Source organism: Lipingzhangella halophila (assembly GCF_014203805.1).
In the GTDB taxonomy this organism is placed as follows: Bacteria; Actinomycetota; Actinomycetes; order Streptosporangiales; family Streptosporangiaceae; genus Lipingzhangella; species Lipingzhangella halophila.
Genome location: NZ_JACHJT010000001.1, coordinates 2617383 through 2632820 on the forward strand (window position 1 = coordinate 2617383; position 15438 = coordinate 2632820).

The 15438-nt window shown below is 71.4% G+C and carries 14 protein-coding genes; 6 read left to right on the forward strand and 8 right to left on the reverse strand.

All coding sequences use genetic code 11. The features are described from left to right. Nucleotides 1-134: 134 nt before the first annotated feature. Nucleotides 135-1016 carry a PaaX family transcriptional regulator gene (locus F4561_RS11875; protein WP_184578029.1) on the forward strand — a complete coding sequence of 294 codons (882 nt, stop codon included), beginning with the start codon at nt 135-137 and terminating at the stop codon, nt 1014-1016. 97 nt (nt 1017-1113) lie between these two features. Here the strand turns inward: F4561_RS11875 and F4561_RS11880 are convergent, their stop codons facing one another. From F4561_RS11880 to F4561_RS11900, 5 genes are all read right to left on the reverse strand, one after another. Beyond that, complete coding sequence (locus F4561_RS11880) at nt 1114-2181, reverse strand: branched-chain amino acid ABC transporter permease (protein ID WP_184578033.1); 1068 nt, start codon at nt 2179-2181, stop codon at nt 1114-1116. A 100-nt stretch (nt 2182-2281) separates the two neighbouring features. Beyond that, nucleotides 2282-3142, reverse strand: a complete 861-nt coding sequence (locus tag F4561_RS11885; protein WP_184578036.1) for a branched-chain amino acid ABC transporter permease — start codon at nt 3140-3142, stop codon at nt 2282-2284. An 82-nt stretch (nt 3143-3224) separates the two neighbouring features. Then, on the reverse strand, nt 3225-3953 hold the full coding sequence (locus tag F4561_RS11890) for an ABC transporter ATP-binding protein (RefSeq protein WP_184578038.1): 729 nt from the start codon (nt 3951-3953) through the stop codon (nt 3225-3227). Between the two features lies 1 nt (nt 3954). Continuing rightward, nucleotides 3955-4713 carry an ABC transporter ATP-binding protein gene (locus F4561_RS11895; protein ID WP_184578041.1) on the reverse strand — a complete coding sequence of 253 codons (759 nt, stop codon included), beginning with the start codon at nt 4711-4713 and terminating at the stop codon, nt 3955-3957. 2 nt (nt 4714-4715) lie between these two features. Continuing rightward, the gene (locus tag F4561_RS11900; protein WP_221445461.1) at nt 4716-5858 is read right to left on the reverse strand and encodes an ABC transporter substrate-binding protein; all 1143 of its coding nucleotides are present in this window, start codon (nt 5856-5858) and stop codon (nt 4716-4718) included. Between the two features lie 391 nt (nt 5859-6249). On the opposite strand from F4561_RS11900, the gene F4561_RS11905 reads away from it, so the two are divergent. The 3 genes from F4561_RS11905 to F4561_RS11915 all read left to right on the forward strand — a co-directional run bounded on the left by F4561_RS11905 (nt 6250) and on the right by F4561_RS11915 (nt 8961). Continuing rightward, nucleotides 6250-7248, forward strand: a complete 999-nt coding sequence (locus F4561_RS11905) for an LCP family protein (RefSeq protein ID WP_184578047.1) — start codon at nt 6250-6252, stop codon at nt 7246-7248. A gap of 124 nt (nt 7249-7372) precedes the next feature. Next, nucleotides 7373-8326 carry a ring-cleaving dioxygenase gene (locus F4561_RS11910; protein ID WP_184578049.1) on the forward strand — a complete coding sequence of 318 codons (954 nt, stop codon included), beginning with the start codon at nt 7373-7375 and terminating at the stop codon, nt 8324-8326. A 2-nt stretch (nt 8327-8328) separates the two neighbouring features. Beyond that, the gene (locus tag F4561_RS11915) at nt 8329-8961 is read left to right on the forward strand and encodes an alpha/beta hydrolase (RefSeq protein ID WP_184578052.1); all 633 of its coding nucleotides are present in this window, start codon (nt 8329-8331) and stop codon (nt 8959-8961) included. A 145-nt stretch (nt 8962-9106) separates the two neighbouring features. Here the strand turns inward: F4561_RS11915 and F4561_RS11920 are convergent, their stop codons facing one another. Continuing rightward, nucleotides 9107-9958, reverse strand: a complete 852-nt coding sequence (locus F4561_RS11920) for an urea carboxylase-associated family protein (RefSeq protein ID WP_184578054.1) — start codon at nt 9956-9958, stop codon at nt 9107-9109. A 99-nt stretch (nt 9959-10057) separates the two neighbouring features. Here F4561_RS11920 and F4561_RS11925 point away from each other — a divergent pair, with 99 nt between their 5' ends. Then, complete coding sequence (locus tag F4561_RS11925; protein WP_184578074.1) at nt 10058-10597, forward strand: NUDIX hydrolase family protein; 540 nt, start codon at nt 10058-10060, stop codon at nt 10595-10597. Between the two features lie 299 nt (nt 10598-10896). Here the strand turns inward: F4561_RS11925 and xylA are convergent, their stop codons facing one another. Together xylA and xylB are read right to left on the reverse strand one after the other, a co-directional pair. After that, a complete protein-coding gene (gene xylA, locus F4561_RS11930; protein WP_184578077.1) occupies nt 10897-12054 on the reverse strand; it encodes a xylose isomerase in 1158 nt (385 codons plus the stop codon). A 261-nt stretch (nt 12055-12315) separates the two neighbouring features. Then, nucleotides 12316-13722, reverse strand: a complete 1407-nt coding sequence (gene xylB, locus F4561_RS11935) for a xylulokinase (RefSeq protein WP_184578080.1) — start codon at nt 13720-13722, stop codon at nt 12316-12318. A 315-nt stretch (nt 13723-14037) separates the two neighbouring features. Here xylB and F4561_RS11940 point away from each other — a divergent pair, with 315 nt between their 5' ends. Beyond that, a complete protein-coding gene (locus F4561_RS11940; RefSeq protein ID WP_184578083.1) occupies nt 14038-15327 on the forward strand; it encodes an ROK family transcriptional regulator in 1290 nt (429 codons plus the stop codon). Nucleotides 15328-15438 lie beyond the last annotated feature (111 nt).

Consider the following 15438-nt stretch of genomic DNA (forward strand, 5'->3'; position numbering starts at 1 on the left):
CAGTACAGCGGGTGACCCATGCCACTCGCCGACACCCTGAATTTAGGCGTTTTCTCGACTGCCGTCAATATCTTGCCTAATATTGCGTGACCGGGGCCAAGGTCGCACTACGCTGTGGCCGGAAAGGAGGGCGCATGACGCAACAACCAGGTGAGGAGGGCGGAGCGGCGCGCGGGCTGCCCGACGTCGGCCTGAGGGAGCGCCCGCAGTCGCTGATGCTCACTTTCCTGGGCAACTTCGTCCTGCGGCGCAACGTCAGCGTGTTCTCCGGGAGTTTCATCGACGTCTTCGCCCGGCTGGGGGTCTCCGAGCAGGCGGTGCGCTCCACCCTGAGCCGCATGGCCCGCCGCGGACTGCTCAGCAGGCAGCGCCACGGGCGCCGGGTCTACTTCGGACTCACCCCGCACAGTGCGCAGATCCTCGCTGACGGCGAGCGGCGCATCTGGGAGACCGGCGTGATCAACCTGGAGAAGGACGGCCCGTGGACGCTGCTGGCGTTCTCACTGCCGGAGTCCTGGCAGCGCCTCCGGCACGACCTGCGCTCCCGCCTGGTGTGGTCCGGGTTCGGGCCGCTGCAGAGCGGACTGTGGATCGCACCGTCGCGGGTGGACGTCACCGCGACCGTCGAGGAGCTCGGCATCGACGCCTACGCGCGCGTCTTCCACGCCCAGTTGGGGCCGCCCACCGAGACCCCGCAGATCATCGCCGACGCCTACGACCTCGACGAACTGGCCGGCAACTACACCCGGTTCCTGCAGCGCTGGGACGTGCCGCACCCACTGCCCGAGGCCCCCGACGACCTCGCGCGGCTCCTGCTGCTGATGACCGAGTGGCTGCGCAACGTCCGCGCTGACCCCCGGCTTCCCCTGGCACACCTGCCCGCGGACTGGCCGGCGGTGCGCGCGCAGAAACTGGTGGAGGAGCTCTACGCCACCTACATCGGCCCGGCGCGCCGGATCGCCGACGAGATCCTCGACGTCGTCCCCGCCGACACCCGGGACGAGGAGGCGGACTAGGGATGGTTTCTCGGAGTGCTTGACCGCCTCCCTCACTGCGGGGTGGCCGGGGGAGCAGGGGGATCCTCTCCCCCGGCCAGAGGGGGGCGCCGGCCGGCTACGGCCGGGCGGCCGGCCGGCTGGGCTCCGGTTCGGCCGCCGCGGCGTCCGGCTCGGGGCCGTTCTGCGTGTCCCCGGCGCTCGGCGCGGGGCGCCCGCGGCCGAACCACCGGGCGGTCCGGTCGCGCAGCTCAGGTACCACGCCGTGGGGCAGGAACAGCAGCACGCCGATGAGCAGGAGCCCGTAGACGGCGTAGCTCAGGACGGCGGGCGCGTAGTCGGGCATGCCGCTGGCGGTGCCGAGTGTCCCGAGGTAGGACACGATGACCTTGACCAGGACGGTGCCGAACAGCGCTCCCCAGATCGACCCCATGCCGCCCACGGCGGCCATGACGACGAACGTGATCGACATCGACACCGGGAACATCCCGGGCGAGAGGTAGCCGACGTAGTACGCCCACACGCCGCCCGCCAGCCCGGCGAACGCGCCGGAGAGCGCGAACACCAGGAGTTTGTAGCGCCCGACCGGGACCCCCGCCGACTCCGCCGCGGTCTCGCTGGTGGCCAGTGCCCGCAGCGCGCGCCCGGGCCGCGAGGCCACGACGTTGTGCGCGACCAGCATTACCAGGGCGAGCACGCCCAAGCTCACCAGGGCCATGCTCTGGTGGTCGGCGAGGTCGACCGAGCCCACACTGAGGGCCGGAATGCCCATGAGGCCGACACTGCCGCCAAGGGAGTCGAACTGCCGCACGACCACCAGGAAGATCAGATGCATGGCGATCGTGGCGAACGCCAGGTGGTGGCCGTGCAGCCGCAGCAGCGGGATGCCCAGCAGCAGCGCGAGCACCCCTGCGGCGAGCGGCGCCACCACCAGGCCGACCAGCGCCGGCACGTCGCTGAGCACCAGCATCGCCGCTGTGTACCCGCCGACCGCGAAGAACACCGCCTGGCCGAGGGAGACCTGGCCGGCGAAGCCCATGAGCAGCGAGATGCCGACCACGACGCACGCGGTAAGCGCGACGTCGATGTAGAGCGCGAGCCCGCCGCGGTCCAGTACGAAGGGCAGCACGAGGCTGACCACCGCTGTCGCGGCGATGCCCACGAGGACCGGCAGAGGGGTTCTCATTGGCGACCTCCGGCTCGTGTGCGCGGCGCGTGGCGCCGCCGTTCCCGTCGGCCCGTTGTGGGCCGGTCGGACGATGTGTCGTTGCGGCGTTCCCATCTGCTCACACCGACTCCTTGTGCACCGTCGGGCGGCGAGCGGCCTGCCAGATCATGATCACGAGCAGGAACACCAGGGCGCCCATCGTCGCGAACGACGCGTTGCCGTAGGCCCGGATCATCGTCTCGGTGATGCCCAGGAGCACCCCGCCCAGCAGGGCCATCATCGGCCGGGTGAGCCCGCCGAAGATGGCCGCCGCGAAGCCCCCGACGATGAGGCTCACGTCGGTGTCGAACGAGATGGGCCGCAACGGTGCGATAAGCACCCCCGCGATGCCGCCGAGCACCCCGCCCAGCGCGAAGGCGATGAACGCCATGCGGGTCACGTCGATCCCCACCACCCGGGCGGCGTAGGGGTTGGACGCGCACGCCGTCAGCACCTTGCCGAGGTAGGTGCGGGCGAAGAACAGCCACAGCAGCACGAAGACGACCGCGGTGACCGCGATCACCAGCAGGTACTGGCGCTGCACCGGAACACCCAGCAGGTCGATCCGGCCGCTGAGGCCCGGCAGTGACCTGGGATGGTCCCCCCACACCAGCACCTCGACCGCGTAGGCCAGAAAACCCACGGCCAGGGTGACGAGCAGGGCGGTCAGTGGCTGGGTGCCGCGCTTGCCGACAGCGATGACGCCGGTGATGAGGCCGGCGAGCCCGCCCACCGAGATCGCGATGAGCTCGGCTAGGCCGTGCCAGATGCCCATGGCGACGAACGAGGTGGCGCTGAGTGCCGCGACGACGGCGAACATGCCCTGCGCGAAGTTGACCACGCCGGTGATCCGGTAGACCGCGACCAGCCCGCTGCCGACCAGGGCGAAGCCGCAGCCGATCGCGATCCCGTTGATCAGGAACATCAGGAACTGGGTCATGCGCTCCTCCCGGTTGCGTGCTCGGGCCGCACCGCTGCGCGCTCGCGCGGCGCTGTGGGGGCGGTGCGGGTCCGGTGCGCGCTCAAAGCTCGTCTCCGGTGCCGCCACCCAGGTACGCGCGGGCGACCTCGTTGCTGCGAGCCAGCTCCGCACACGACCCCGTGACGACCATGCGCCCGGCCTCCAGCACGTAGGCACGGGAGCACATCTCGAACGCCAGCCTGGCGTTCTGCTCGATGAGCAGCACCGCCATTCCGCGCTCGCTGTTGAGGGTGTGCAGGTGCGCGGCCAGGTCCGAGACGACCTTGGGGGCGAGCCCGAGTGAGAGCTCGTCAACAGCGATGACATCGGGCCGGGCCATGAGCGCCCGGCCGATCGCCACCATCTGCTGCTGGCCGCCCGATAGTGCCGCCGCCTTGCGGCCGGCGAATCCGCGCAGATCCGGCAGCACCTCGTAGACGGGCCCGGGGTCGCGGTCGCGCTGTCCCCAGGCGCCGATGAGCAGGTTGTCCTCGACCGACAGCTCCCCGAAGAGCTGGCGCCCTTCGGGGACGTGGGCGAGCCGCCCGTTGACGCGGGCGGTGCCGGACGCGGGCCGGACGACCCCGGACAGCGTGTCCACCAGGGTGGACTTGCCGGCGCCGTTCGGGCCGACCAGTGCGACCATCTCGCCGGCACCCACAGAGAGCGAGACGCCCTGCAGAGCGGTCGCCGCTCCGTACCGCACGACGAGGTCGTCCACCTCGATGACGCTGTGGTCCGGCGGCCCGCTGGGCGGACTGTTCACTGCGGCCTCCGCTACATCACGCATGTCACGCTGCCTCCGCTCCCAGATAGGCGGTGACCACCTTGGGGTCGGCCCGGACCTCGGCCGGGGTGCCCTCGGCGATCACCGAACCGAGGTCGAGGACCGTGACCCGGTCTGCGAGCCGGGACACGAACGCGACGTCGTGCTCGATCAGCATGGTGGTGACGCCGGTCGCCTTGAGCTCCTCGATGACCCGTGCGAGCTGCTCCCGCTCCTGGGCGCGCAGCCCTGAAGCGGGCTCGTCCAGCAGCAGCAGCCGCGGTCCCGCGCAGATCGCCCGCGCCACCTGCATGGCGCGCTGCTGGCCGAGCGGCAGCGACTCCGCGTTGCTGTCGGCCCAGGCGAGCAGCCCCACCCGGTCCAGGGCGTCCTCGGCGAGCTCCCGGACCATGCGCTCGGTCGCGAAGTGGGACGGAAGCCGCAGGATGGCGGCGGGGAAGCCGGCACCAGCCCGCAGGTGCGCCCCGACCATGACGTTCTCCCGGACCGTCATGTGCCTAAAGATCCGCGCGGCCTGGAACACGATGGAGACGCCCCGCTTGGCCCGGCGGTGCGGGGGCAGCTTGTCGATCCGGCTGCCCGCCAGCTCCGTACTTCCACTGTCGGCCGCCAGGTGTCCGCTGATCAGGTTGAACAGGGTGGACTTGCCGGCGCCGTTCGGGCCGATGATCCCCCGGGTCTCGCCGTCCGCGACGTCGAGACTGACGTCGCGGACGGCGTAGACACCGCCGAAGGAGCGTGCCAGCCCCTGCACACGCAGCATTACTATTCTTCCCCGTAGGCGTCGTCGAAGCGCTCGATGGCCCAGTCGGTGGGCACGAACTCGCCGTCTTCGACGACGTTGACCGAGACGGCCTCAGCGTCCAGGCCGGCGTGGTCGTCCTCGCTGTACTCGAAGGTGCCGTTGGGCGTGGTCAGGGAGAGGCTCTCCAGGGAGTCGCGGATGTCGGCGGGCTCGGCGCTCTCGGCTTCCTCGATCGCCGCGATGAGCAACTGGGCCGCGGAGTAGCCGTCCTGGGCGAACTGCGGCGGCCCCTGGCCGTGCTGCTCCTCGTAGCCTTCGGTGAGGTCCTGGATGACCTCCTTCTGCTGGCCCGCGGGCAGGTACTCGCCGACCACGCCGATGGAGCTGAGCACGGTCACACCCTCGGCGGCCTCGCCAGCGGGCTCCGTCCAGAGGTGGCTGGCCTGCGAGCCCGTCATCATCAGTGGCGTGTCGAGCTCCGCGTCGGCGTACTGCTGGGTGAGGGCCACTCCGGGCGGGCCGGTGGCCCAGGTGATCGTGGCGTCCGGGCTGGCCGACTCGATCTCGGAGGTGATGTGCGCGAAGTCGGTGGTGTCCTGCTCGAACTCCTCCTCCACGACCAGGTTGATCCCGTGCTCCTCCGCGTTCTCCTCCATGGATTCGTAGCCGGCGAGGCCGTAGGAGGTCTCGGAGTACGCCACGGCGACGTCGGTCATGCCCTCCTCGCTGAGGTACTGCATGGCCCGTTCGGCGTAGGTTCCGGCGATGGCCGGCACCACGAACACGTGGTCGCGCACCGGGTCGACCTGCTCGTCGGCGGGGGTGGGGGAGATGTAGGGCACCTGCTCCCGCTCCACCTGTTCCAGCAGGGCCATCGCGCTGTTGGAGAACGCCGAGCCGATGATGGCCGCCGGCTCCTCGTTCATGATCTCGTTGAAGCCCAGGATCGCCTCGTCGGGGTCGCTCTGGTCGTCCTTGGTGATCAACTCGATCTCGCGGCCGAGCACGCCGCCGTTGGAGTTGACCTCGTCGATGGCGTACTCAACGGCCTTCTCGTTGTCGGTGCCGAGAGGCGAGTAATCTCCGGTGAGCGGGGTGATGTAGCCGACCTTGATCGGTTCGTCGCTACCGCCGCCACCGGAGTCGCAGGCGGTTACCGCCATGACGAGTGTGATACCTGCGAGTAACGGAGTTGACCTGCGCACGGTGTTCTCCTCTGTGGGAAGTGGGTCCTGGTGTTGCGCGGAACTGGCGACCGTGCTCGCTGGGGTGCGCCAGCCGGGCGTGCGGTGCCGAGAAGTAAAGTCGTGTTGCCCGGCCGCGGGATGCGTGTGGCCTGGGTCACCACAATAAGGACTTTACGCGAACTTATGCATTTTCGCGACCATAGTCAAGATCTTGCCCAACATTGCTGCCGTGTTGTTGCCTTCGGGCGAATGGGCAGGTCACCGCGTTGCCGCTGGGTAGTCCCGGCGCTCACCAGGGGATGTGCCGGAACGCGCGCAATGGGAAAGGTTCCCCCCAAGAGCACATCGGAGATAGCGGGAACCGGCCATGGTGCAACGGCGGAGATCACGTGCCCGGGTCGTACTGCGCGTCCTCCTCGCGCTCGCAGTAGTGCTGGCCGCGGTCGTCGGGGCCGCCTCCTGGCGGCTGAACCTCTACGACCGGGAGATCGCGCGCATAGACGACGCGATGCCCGAGGAGCAGGGCCGCCCGCGCGCCGCTCCGGGACAGAACTGGCTGCTCGTCGGCTCCGACTGGCGCGGTGAGCGAGCGGAGGAGGAGCAGTCGCCCGAGGAGGCGCGGGCGGATGCCATCATGCTCCTCCATATGCCCGAGGACGAGCAGCGCGGCTACGTTGTCTCGATCCCGCGGGACTCTTACGTGCCGATCGAGGGGCACGATGACGGCAAGATCAGCACCGCCCTGGAGAAGGGCGGTCCGGGTCTGCTCACCCAGACCGTGGAGGAACTGAGCGGAGTCCGCGTCGACCACGTGGCCATCCTCGACTTCCACGGGTTCGAACGGAGCATCGACGCCCTCGGCGGCGTGGAGGTGGACGTCAAGCGGGACGTGTCCGACCCGAGCAACGAGTGGTCCTGGTCCGCAGGACGGCAGCACATGGACGGCGAGGAGGCGCTGCGCTTCGTCCGCGAGCGCAAGGGCCTGCCCGAGGGAACCACCGACCGGATGCGGCGCCAGCAGGCGGTCCTCAACGCCGTCGGGGAGAAGGCGAGGAGCCAGGAGCTGCTGCGGGACCCCGGACAACTCGACCACCTGCTGCGGATCGCCAGTGAGTCGCTGGCCGTGGACGACGAGGTGACCCTGGCGACCCTGCGCGGCCTGGCCGAACGCCTCGCTGCCGCCGGCCCGGAACGGATCAGCTACACGAGCCTGCCCGTGGCCCGAACCGACTGGGTCGGGTCGCGCAACGTCGCCCGCCTCGACGAGGAGCGCACCGGCAAGCTGTTCACGGCGCTGGACAACGGCACGCTCGACCAGTACTTCGCCGAACACGACCTGGGCAACAACGTCGACGAGGTGAACTGAGCCGGTCCCCGCGGGCGGGGACGCACACATCGGGTGCCGTGCGGGTGCCGAGGCCGCTCGGAATTTAGTTTATAATTCAACTGTTTTCCGGGTTGGACCAGCTCCGAAGCAGAGAAGGTGACCAATGACGGACGTGCGGCCGGCAGGCATCCACCACGTCACGGCGATCGCCACCGATCCACAGGCCAACGCCGACTTCTACCTCAACGCCCTGGGCATGCGGATGGTCAAGCGCACCGTCAACTTCGATGCCCCGGACACCTACCACTTCTACTACGGCGACCGAGCGGGCAACCCGGGGACGATCATGACCTTCTTCCCCTGGCCCGACGCTCCCAAGGGGCGGCTCGGCGCCGGCCAGGCCACCACCACGTCGTTCTCGGTGCCCGAGGGTTCCCTCGGCTGGTGGAAGGACCATCTGGCCCGTCTCGGGGTCGGGGCGAGCCGCCCCACCGAGCGCATCGAGGAGGACGTGCTCACCCTGCGCGATCCCGACGGACTGGTCATCGAACTGGTCGCGAGCGCGGACACGCACGACACCGAACCGTGGGACAACGGGAACGTTCCCACCGAGCACGCGATCCGCGGCATCCGCGCCGTCACCCTGACCGAGCACGACCTGGAGCGCACCGCCGGCATGCTCGCCGGAAAGCTCGGCTTCGAGCTGGCCGCCGAGCAGGGCAACCGATACCGGTTCCACACCGATGGCCAAGCCGCTGGCGTGGGCACGGTCGTGGACGTGCTCGCCGACCGGTCGCTGCCGAACGGGCTGGTCGCCGCGGGCACCGTGCACCACGTGGCCTACCGCGCGCCCGACCAGACGGCCCAGGTGAACTGGCGCGAGAGCCTGGTCAGCGACGGTGTCGGGGTGACAGAGGTCCGCGACCGCACCTACTTCACCTCGATCTACTTCCGCGAGCCGGGCGGCGTGCTACTGGAGATCGCCACCGACGGCCCCGGATTCGACTACGACGAGCCGCTGCTGGACCTCGGCCGCGCGCTGCGGCTGCCGCCGTGGCTGGAGCCCAACCGCGCCCAGATCGAGCGCGCACTGCCCGCCGTCAAGACCGGAGCCTGAGCATGAACTTCGAGCACGTGTTCCACCCCGCCTCCGACCCGGCCGCGCCCACCCTGCTGCTACTGCACGGCACGGGCGCCGACGAACACGACCTGATCGGACTGGGCCGCGCCCTGGATCCGAAGGCCGCCCTGCTGTCGCCGCGCGGCAAGGTCAACGAGAACGGAGCCAACCGGTGGTTCCGCCGGTTGCGGGAGGGCGTCTACGACGTTGACGACATCATCGAGCGCACCCACGAGCTCGCCGGCTTCGTCGAGGCCGCCGCCGACCGCTACCGATTGGACCGCGGCCGGCTGATCGCGGTCGGTTTCTCCAACGGCGCCAACATCGCGGCCGCAACCCTGCTGCTGCGTCCCGGTCTGCTGCGCGGCGCCGCGCTGTTCGCCGCGGGCGCGCCCTTGCAGGAGCGCGAGCCGGAGCGAGTGGACCTGGCGGGGACATCGGTGTTCGTCTCCGCCGGAGAGGCCGACATGATGATCCCGATCGACCAGGCGCGCCTGCTGGCCACCCAGCTCACCGAGCGGAGCGCCGACGTGGAGCTGCGCGAGCACCCCGGCGGGCACGCCCTGCCGCCCGCGGTGCTGGGCCGCGCCAGGGAATGGCTCTCCGAGCTCCCGGTCGGCGAGCGCGACTGACCCGGTCGAGCACCCGGTGGCATCGGCCGGGAGCCACCGGGTGCCCGGACAAAAGCCGATCGCGCGGCACGCCGCGTCCGCGGCGTGCCGTTGCTGCTGCCCCCGCCGGCCCGGAGTCCGCCAAGCGGGGAACGGTCCCCGCGTGTTACTCCGTGGTGCCGGGCCACTCCGCGCGGCGGATCCCGTGCAGCCCGCGGTAGGCGGCCCGCTCCGGCGGGCGCCACCCGGCCAGCAGCTCCTGCGGGGGACGCAGCACCTCCACGGACAGCGGCCGGCAGACCTCAAGGGGGTCGCCGGCCTCAGGGCCCCACAGGTCCACTGACAGGTCGCCACCCGGACACGTCGACAGCGCCATCAGCAGGTCGATCTCGGCGAAGAACTCGATGTAGTCGCCGGGCCCGGCGGGCGAGGCCTTCATGAAGTAACGATCGTCGTCGTTCAGCCCGGTGCACTGGAAGACGTTGAGCACGTCGTGCACGTCGAACTCGGTGAGCCCGTACGGCAGCACCGCCCGGGTCAGGTTCGAGTGGCAGCAGAAGTCGAAGTCCTCACCCGTGAGCATCCGGTTGACGTAGGGGTCGCAGCGGCTGCCCAGCAGGTCGTGCACCCGGCCGCCCTCACTGTCGAGCCCGTACCACGAGAGCGAGTCGGCGGTGACCGTCGCCAGGGGGCGCAGGAACGGCAGCGTGGACCACAGCCGGTCGAAGACGGTGACGTGCGCGGCCTGCAGTTGCCGGGTGCGGGACGCCCACATCCGCTCGCGCGGGTCGTCCCGGCTCCAGATGTTCAGATCGCCCACCTGGGGCCCTTCAGGAGTCGAGATGCGGCACAGGTGGCCCGCCGGGACCTCCCAGGCGCGGCCGGACCGGATGGGCACGGTGAACTGCTCCACCCGCTGCCGGTCGGCGGTGCGCGAGGCCAGTCGCGCGTAGCGGTCGCGGTCCACGTCCAGTGCCTCGCCGGGCCCTGACCGGTACGCGGGTGGCGGTGTCGGCATGCTCGCTGTCCCCTCGTTCGACGCCGTAACCGGGCCATTGTGCCCGCTGGCCCCGGGGGCCTGACTCCGGGGACCACCGCGATGCGGTAGAACGGCGGGATGACGGAAACGACAGATGGCAGCACCCCCGGCTGGTTCACGGCCACGGAGCTGGAGACGATCCGGGGCCGGATGCCGATCCTCTACGTCAATGCCGTGCCGGTGCGCGTCGACGACTCCGGGACCGTGACGCATGTCGGCCTGTTGCTGGGCGTCGCCCCGGACGGCACCATCAGCCGCGCCGTGGTGTCGGGCCGGGTCCTCTACCACGAACGCATCCGCGACGCGCTGCTGCGCCACCTGGAGAAGGACCTCGGCCCCATGGCGCTGCCCCGCATCCCGGCCTCCTTGCAGCCGTTCACCATCGCCGAGTTCTTCCCGACCCCCGGGACCACTCCCTTCCACGACCCCCGGCAGCACGCGGTGTCGATGGCCTACGTGGTGCCGGTAGCGGGCGACTGCGAACCCCGCAAGGACACCCTCGAACTCGTGTGGCTCACCCCGGAGGAGGCGGCCAGCTCCGGCGTCCAGCAGGAGATGAGCGGAGGCCAGGACGTCCTGCTGCGCCAGGCGCTGGCCCACGTGGGGCGGCTGTCCTGAGCTGAGCCCGACCTCCGGTGCCGCGCTGCCGATCGCGGGTCAGTCCGGGTTCTGCCGGGATAGCGGGATGGTCGAGCGGAGCCGGCACCCGACGACCACCGGGCGCTCGGCCACCGGACACCCCGGTGGCCGAGCGCCCGTGGGATGCCCTCGTCCGGTTCATGCGCGCGCACGCAACGGTGGAGCTGCCGCACGACGAAGGGGCGCCCATACGCGCCGATCCGGGGACGCCGTGCGGACGTCGTCCCCGGATCGGCGCGCGAGTCCACCCTCTAGCCCGCACGCCGTGTCCCGGACGTTCAGCGCACCCCGAACAGGTGGTCCATAGCCAGTTGGTCGAGGCGCTCCATGTGGTAACCGCGCTCGCCCGCCCGGTCGACATCGAGGTCCTCGGCCAGCAGGTCCGCCACGCTCTCCCCGGAACCGAGGGTGGACCGGGAGAGCTCACCGACCCCGGCGGCCTCCAGCGCGGCGGCGACCTCCGGGTCGGCCCGGAACGCCGCGGCCTTCTCCCGCAGGATCAGGTAGTTGCGCATGCACGCGGCGGCCGACTCCCACGCGCCGTCCATGTCCTCGGTGCGCGGCGGCTTGAAGTCGAAGTGCCGCGGACCGTCGTAGCCCGCGCTCTCCAACAGGTCGACCAGGAAGAACGCCTCCTTGACGTCGCCCGCGCCGAACCGCAGGTCCTGGTCGTACTTCACCCCGCGCTGCCCGTTGAGGTCGATGTGGAAGAGCTTGCCGTGCCAGAGGGCCTGCGCGACGCTGTGCGCGGCGTTCAGCCCGGCCATCTGCTCGTGGCCCACCTCGGGGTTGACCCCCACCATCTCGGGGTGCGCGAGTTCGTTGATGAACGCCAGCGCGTGCCCCACCGTCGGGAGCAGGATGTCGCCGCGCGGTTCGTTGGGCTTGGGCTCCAGCGCGAACCGGAGGTCGTACCCCTGCTCGCGGACGTAGCCGCACAGGATGTCGTAGGCCTCGCGCAGCCGCTCCAGGGCGGCGTGGTCGTTCTTTCCGGCCTCGCTCTCCGCGCCGTCCTGGCCGCCCCAGAAGACGTAGGTGTGCGCGCCCAGCTCCGCCGCGAGGTCGATGTTGCGGATGACCTTGCGGAGCGCGTAACGGCGGACGTCGCGGCGGTTGGAGGTGAAACCGCCGTCGCGGAAGACGGGGTGGCCGAACAGGTTCGTGGTGACCATCGGAACGACAAGGCCGCTGCTGTCCAGCGCGGAACGGAAGCGCTTCACGGCCGCGTCGCGCGCGCTGCGGTCGCTGCCGGGCGCGATGAGGTCCTCGTCGTGGAAGGTGACTCCGTAGGCACCGAGGTCGGCGAGCCGGCGCACGGCGTCGGCGGGATCGAGCGGCGGGCGCACGGCGGCGCCAAAGGTGTTGACGCCTTGCCAGCCCACCGTCCACAGGCCGAAGCTGAACTTGTCGCTGGGAGTGGGGCGGTAGTCGCTCATCGGATCTCCTCCGTGGGTACCCCGAACCGGGGCGTGATCGAAACTCCTGGCGGGCAGAGTGGTGCGAGCGGCACCCGGGCCGGTCCTCGGGTGCGCTCCGGTCGGGCGCGCCGCCCCCGGATGACGCGTCGTGTCCGCGTGCCCGCCCGGCGGGCCGCGGCGTTCGCCAGCCGGCACGCCGGCCGGGCAGTGGCCGCGGGCACCCGCCGACGACACGGATACGGCGCGCCGATACGTGGCCTCCTTTGCGTGGTGCTGGGCTTATTGGGTCCCGCCGGCAAGCGCCGACCGGGCGGCGGCGTACTGGTCCCGGATCGCCGGAAGCGGGTCGGCGTCGTACACCTCGGGCTCACCGAGCCCGGCCCAGGTGGGCGGTTCCGTGGCGCCCGACAGCGCCCACGCCGCCTGCCGGGCGGCACCGTCGGCCACGTACTCGCTCTCCGCGGGCACCGCCACCGGGCGGCCGAACACCTGCGGGGCGATGGCGCGTACGGCCGCCGACCGCGCACCGCCGCCGATCAGCAGGACGCGACGCACCGGAACCCCTTCGGCGGCGAGCGCCTCGATGGCGTCGGCCAGCCCGCACAGCATGCCCTCCACAAAGGCGCGCGCCAGGTGGCCGGGGGTCAGGTTGTCGGTGGTCATCCCGCTGAGCCGGCCCGTGGCGTCGGGCAGGTTCGGCGTGCGCTCGCCATCGAGGTAGGGCAGCAACGTAAGACCGCCCGCCCCGGCCGGAGCGCCGAGCGCCAACTCGTCGAAGGTGTCCTGGCCGACCCCCAGCGCCGCCGCGCCCGCGGTGAGCACGCGGGCGGCGTTGAGCGTGCACACCAGCGGCAGGTACGCGCCGGTGGCGTCAGCGAACCCGGCGACCACGCCGGAGGGGTCGGCGCTGGGGGAGTCGGCGACGGTGAAGGCGGTCCCCGATGTGCCGATGGAGACCACAACGTCGCCGGGGAAGGCGGACAGCCCCAGCGCCGCGCCCATGTTGTCGCCCGTTCCGACCGCGACGGCCTCCATGGGCGGCAACCCTTCGGTGGGGACCGCGCGCAGGCGCTCGGCCGGAGCGGCCACCCGCGGCCGGCCCAGGTCCCGGCCGAAGGCCATCCGGAGCAGGTCGGGCCGGTAGTCACCGTCGGCCGGCGCGTAGTAGCCGGTGCCGGAAGCGTCCCCGCGGTCGGTCACGGGCTCGGCGCGTCCGGTCAGCCGCCAGGTGAGCCAGTCGTGGGGGAGCAGGACGCGGGACACGCGCTCCGCGTTGCGGGGCTCGTGCTCGGCCAGCCAGCGGAGCTTGCTGATGGTGAAGCTCGCGACGGGGACGTTTCCGACGGCGCGCGCCCACGCATCGGGGCCGCCGAGCTCGGTGACGAGATCCGCTGCGGCCCGCGCCGAGCGGGTGTCGTTCCACAGCAACGCGGGGCGCACGACCTCCCCCGAATCGTCGAGGGCGACCATGCCGTGCTGCTGGGCGGCGACGGCGATGGCCGACACCCCGTCGAGGAGGCCGTCCCCGGACGCGGTGAGCAGGGCCCGCCACCAGACCTCGGGATCGATCTCGGTGCCGTCGGCGTGCGGGGCCTGCGCCTGGCGCACCAGTGCGCCGTCCTCCGCCCGGCGCACCGTGATCTTCGTGGCCTGCGTGGAGGAGTCGACTCCGGCAACAAGCGTCATGCTGCTCCGTAAGGTCTCAGACGGCCCCGAGGGGGCCGGATGTGGCTGATGGGGGCGTTTCGGGCGGAGTACCGGGGGCCGCCACCCGGCTCCCGTGCGCCGCGACCGGGCAGGGCCACCGGCCCCGGCCGGTCGCGCGTGCCGCGAAGGTGCGATGGGGGAGGAGGGTCGCCTCCAACCGGTTCTGCGGGTGCCGCGACGAGTTCAACTTCAGGCTCCGGGAGCACGACATATTCGAGGTGGCGGTAGTTAGTTTGGGCGCCGAACGAACTAAAGTCAATACGCTGGCGTTGAACAGGACGGAAGGGGCACGACATGGGTGCCAACGTGGTGACCGACGGTCCAGAGGGCCCCTCCGGGCAGCGCGCGGTGCGCGCGAACAACCTCGGCGCGGTGCTGCGCACCGTGCGCCGGCTCGCCCCCTGCTCGCGGGCCGAGATCGCCGCGGCCGCCGGACTGACCAAGTCCACCGTGTCCAGCCTCGTCGCGGAGCTGATCGAGCACCGCCTGCTGCGGGAGAGCGGCGCGGCCACGGTGCGCAAGATCGGCCGCCCCGGCCTCATGCTCGAAATCGACGAGGACTCCGCTGCCGCGCTGGGCCTTGAGGTCAACGTCGACTACCTGACGCTCGTCGCGCTGAACCTGGCCGGGCGCGAGCTGTTCAGCAGGCACGTCGACTTCGATGCCCGCTCGGCCGGGCCCGAGGCGAGCGTCGCCCGGATGGCCGATCTGGTCGCCGATGCCCTGGCCGACCCGTTGCTCGCCGGGCGCGGAATCCTCGGCGTCGGTGTGGCCGTGCCCGGCCTGGTCGACGCGCCGACCGGAACCGTCCGCAACGCTCCCAACCTGGGGTGGCGCGATGTCGGCCTCGGCGCGTCGCTGCCGGCCTCGATCGCCGCGCCGGCACTGCGCGGGGTCCCGGTGCTCGTGGACAACGACGCGACACTGGCGGTGCTGGCCGAGAACCGGGATGGCCACCTCGCCGGTACCGCGGACCTCGTCTACATCACGGGCGAGGTCGGTATCGGCGCCGGGATGCTGGCCAACGGGGCCGCGTTGCGCGGGGCATCCGGGTTCGGCGGCGAGATCGGGCACGTGTGCCTGCTCCCGGGCGGGCCCGCGTGCGCGTGCGGTCGTCGCGGGTGCCTGGAAGCGCTCGCGGGAATCGAGGCGATCCTTCGCCGTACCGCGCCGGACCTGCTCTGCGCCGGCCCGTTGAGTGGGGCCGCGCTCGCCCGGGCGGTGGGGGCCACGGTCGACCGCGCGCGGTCCGGTGACCAACAGGTGTGCGGCGTCCTGCGGGAGGCCGGAGGGTGGCTTGGGCGTGGGGCCGCGATCCTGGTGAACCTGCTCGACCCGCGCGCGGTCATTCTCGGCGGCTACTTCGTCCCCTTGGGGCCGTGGCTTGTTCCCGCCGCCGAGGCGGAACTGGGCGCGCACGCGATCGCGCCAACGGGAGAGGGGGAGCGCGTGCACCTGTCGGCGCTGGGCCTCAGCGCGGCAGCCCGAGGCGGCGCAGCGACCCTGATCCAATCCCTTGACCAGGGGAGGCTTCCGTTTCCCAGTAGCGAGCCCCCGGCGCCGGCCGCGGGCGGTCCGCCGTGACCGGCGGACGCCGCTCGGGAGCAGGAGGGGTCCCGGCCGGACGTTGTGCCTGCCCGTTGCGCTTGTGCTAGCCTAACGGGTGGGTTGCAGTCTAGATTTCGCCTGATCGCA

Bases quoted from the DNA above. Each gene is read 5' to 3' on its own strand.
- F4561_RS11880 (WP_184578033.1), bottom strand. From the start codon at position 2,181: ATGAGAACCCCTCTGCCGGTCCTCGTGGGCATCGCCGCGACAGCGGTG.
- F4561_RS11915 (WP_184578052.1), top strand. From the start codon at position 8,329: ATGAACTTCGAGCACGTGTTCCACCCCGCCTCCGACCCGGCCGCGCCC.
- xylA (WP_184578077.1), bottom strand. From the start codon at position 12,054: ATGAGCGACTACCGCCCCACTCCCAGCGACAAGTTCAGCTTCGGCCTG.
- F4561_RS11940 (WP_184578083.1), top strand. From the start codon at position 14,038: ATGGGTGCCAACGTGGTGACCGACGGTCCAGAGGGCCCCTCCGGGCAG.
- F4561_RS11885 (WP_184578036.1), bottom strand. From the start codon at position 3,142: ATGACCCAGTTCCTGATGTTCCTGATCAACGGGATCGCGATCGGCTGC.
- F4561_RS11920 (WP_184578054.1), bottom strand. From the start codon at position 9,958: ATGCCGACACCGCCACCCGCGTACCGGTCAGGGCCCGGCGAGGCACTG.
- F4561_RS11900 (WP_221445461.1), bottom strand. From the start codon at position 5,858: ATGGCGGTAACCGCCTGCGACTCCGGTGGCGGCGGTAGCGACGAACCG.
- F4561_RS11890 (WP_184578038.1), bottom strand. From the start codon at position 3,953: ATGCGTGATGTAGCGGAGGCCGCAGTGAACAGTCCGCCCAGCGGGCCG.
- F4561_RS11875 (WP_184578029.1), top strand. From the start codon at position 135: ATGACGCAACAACCAGGTGAGGAGGGCGGAGCGGCGCGCGGGCTGCCC.
- F4561_RS11925 (WP_184578074.1), top strand. From the start codon at position 10,058: ATGACGGAAACGACAGATGGCAGCACCCCCGGCTGGTTCACGGCCACG.
- F4561_RS11910 (WP_184578049.1), top strand. From the start codon at position 7,373: ATGACGGACGTGCGGCCGGCAGGCATCCACCACGTCACGGCGATCGCC.
- F4561_RS11895 (WP_184578041.1), bottom strand. From the start codon at position 4,713: ATGCTGCGTGTGCAGGGGCTGGCACGCTCCTTCGGCGGTGTCTACGCC.
- F4561_RS11905 (WP_184578047.1), top strand. From the start codon at position 6,250: ATGGTGCAACGGCGGAGATCACGTGCCCGGGTCGTACTGCGCGTCCTC.
- xylB (WP_184578080.1), bottom strand. From the start codon at position 13,722: ATGACGCTTGTTGCCGGAGTCGACTCCTCCACGCAGGCCACGAAGATC.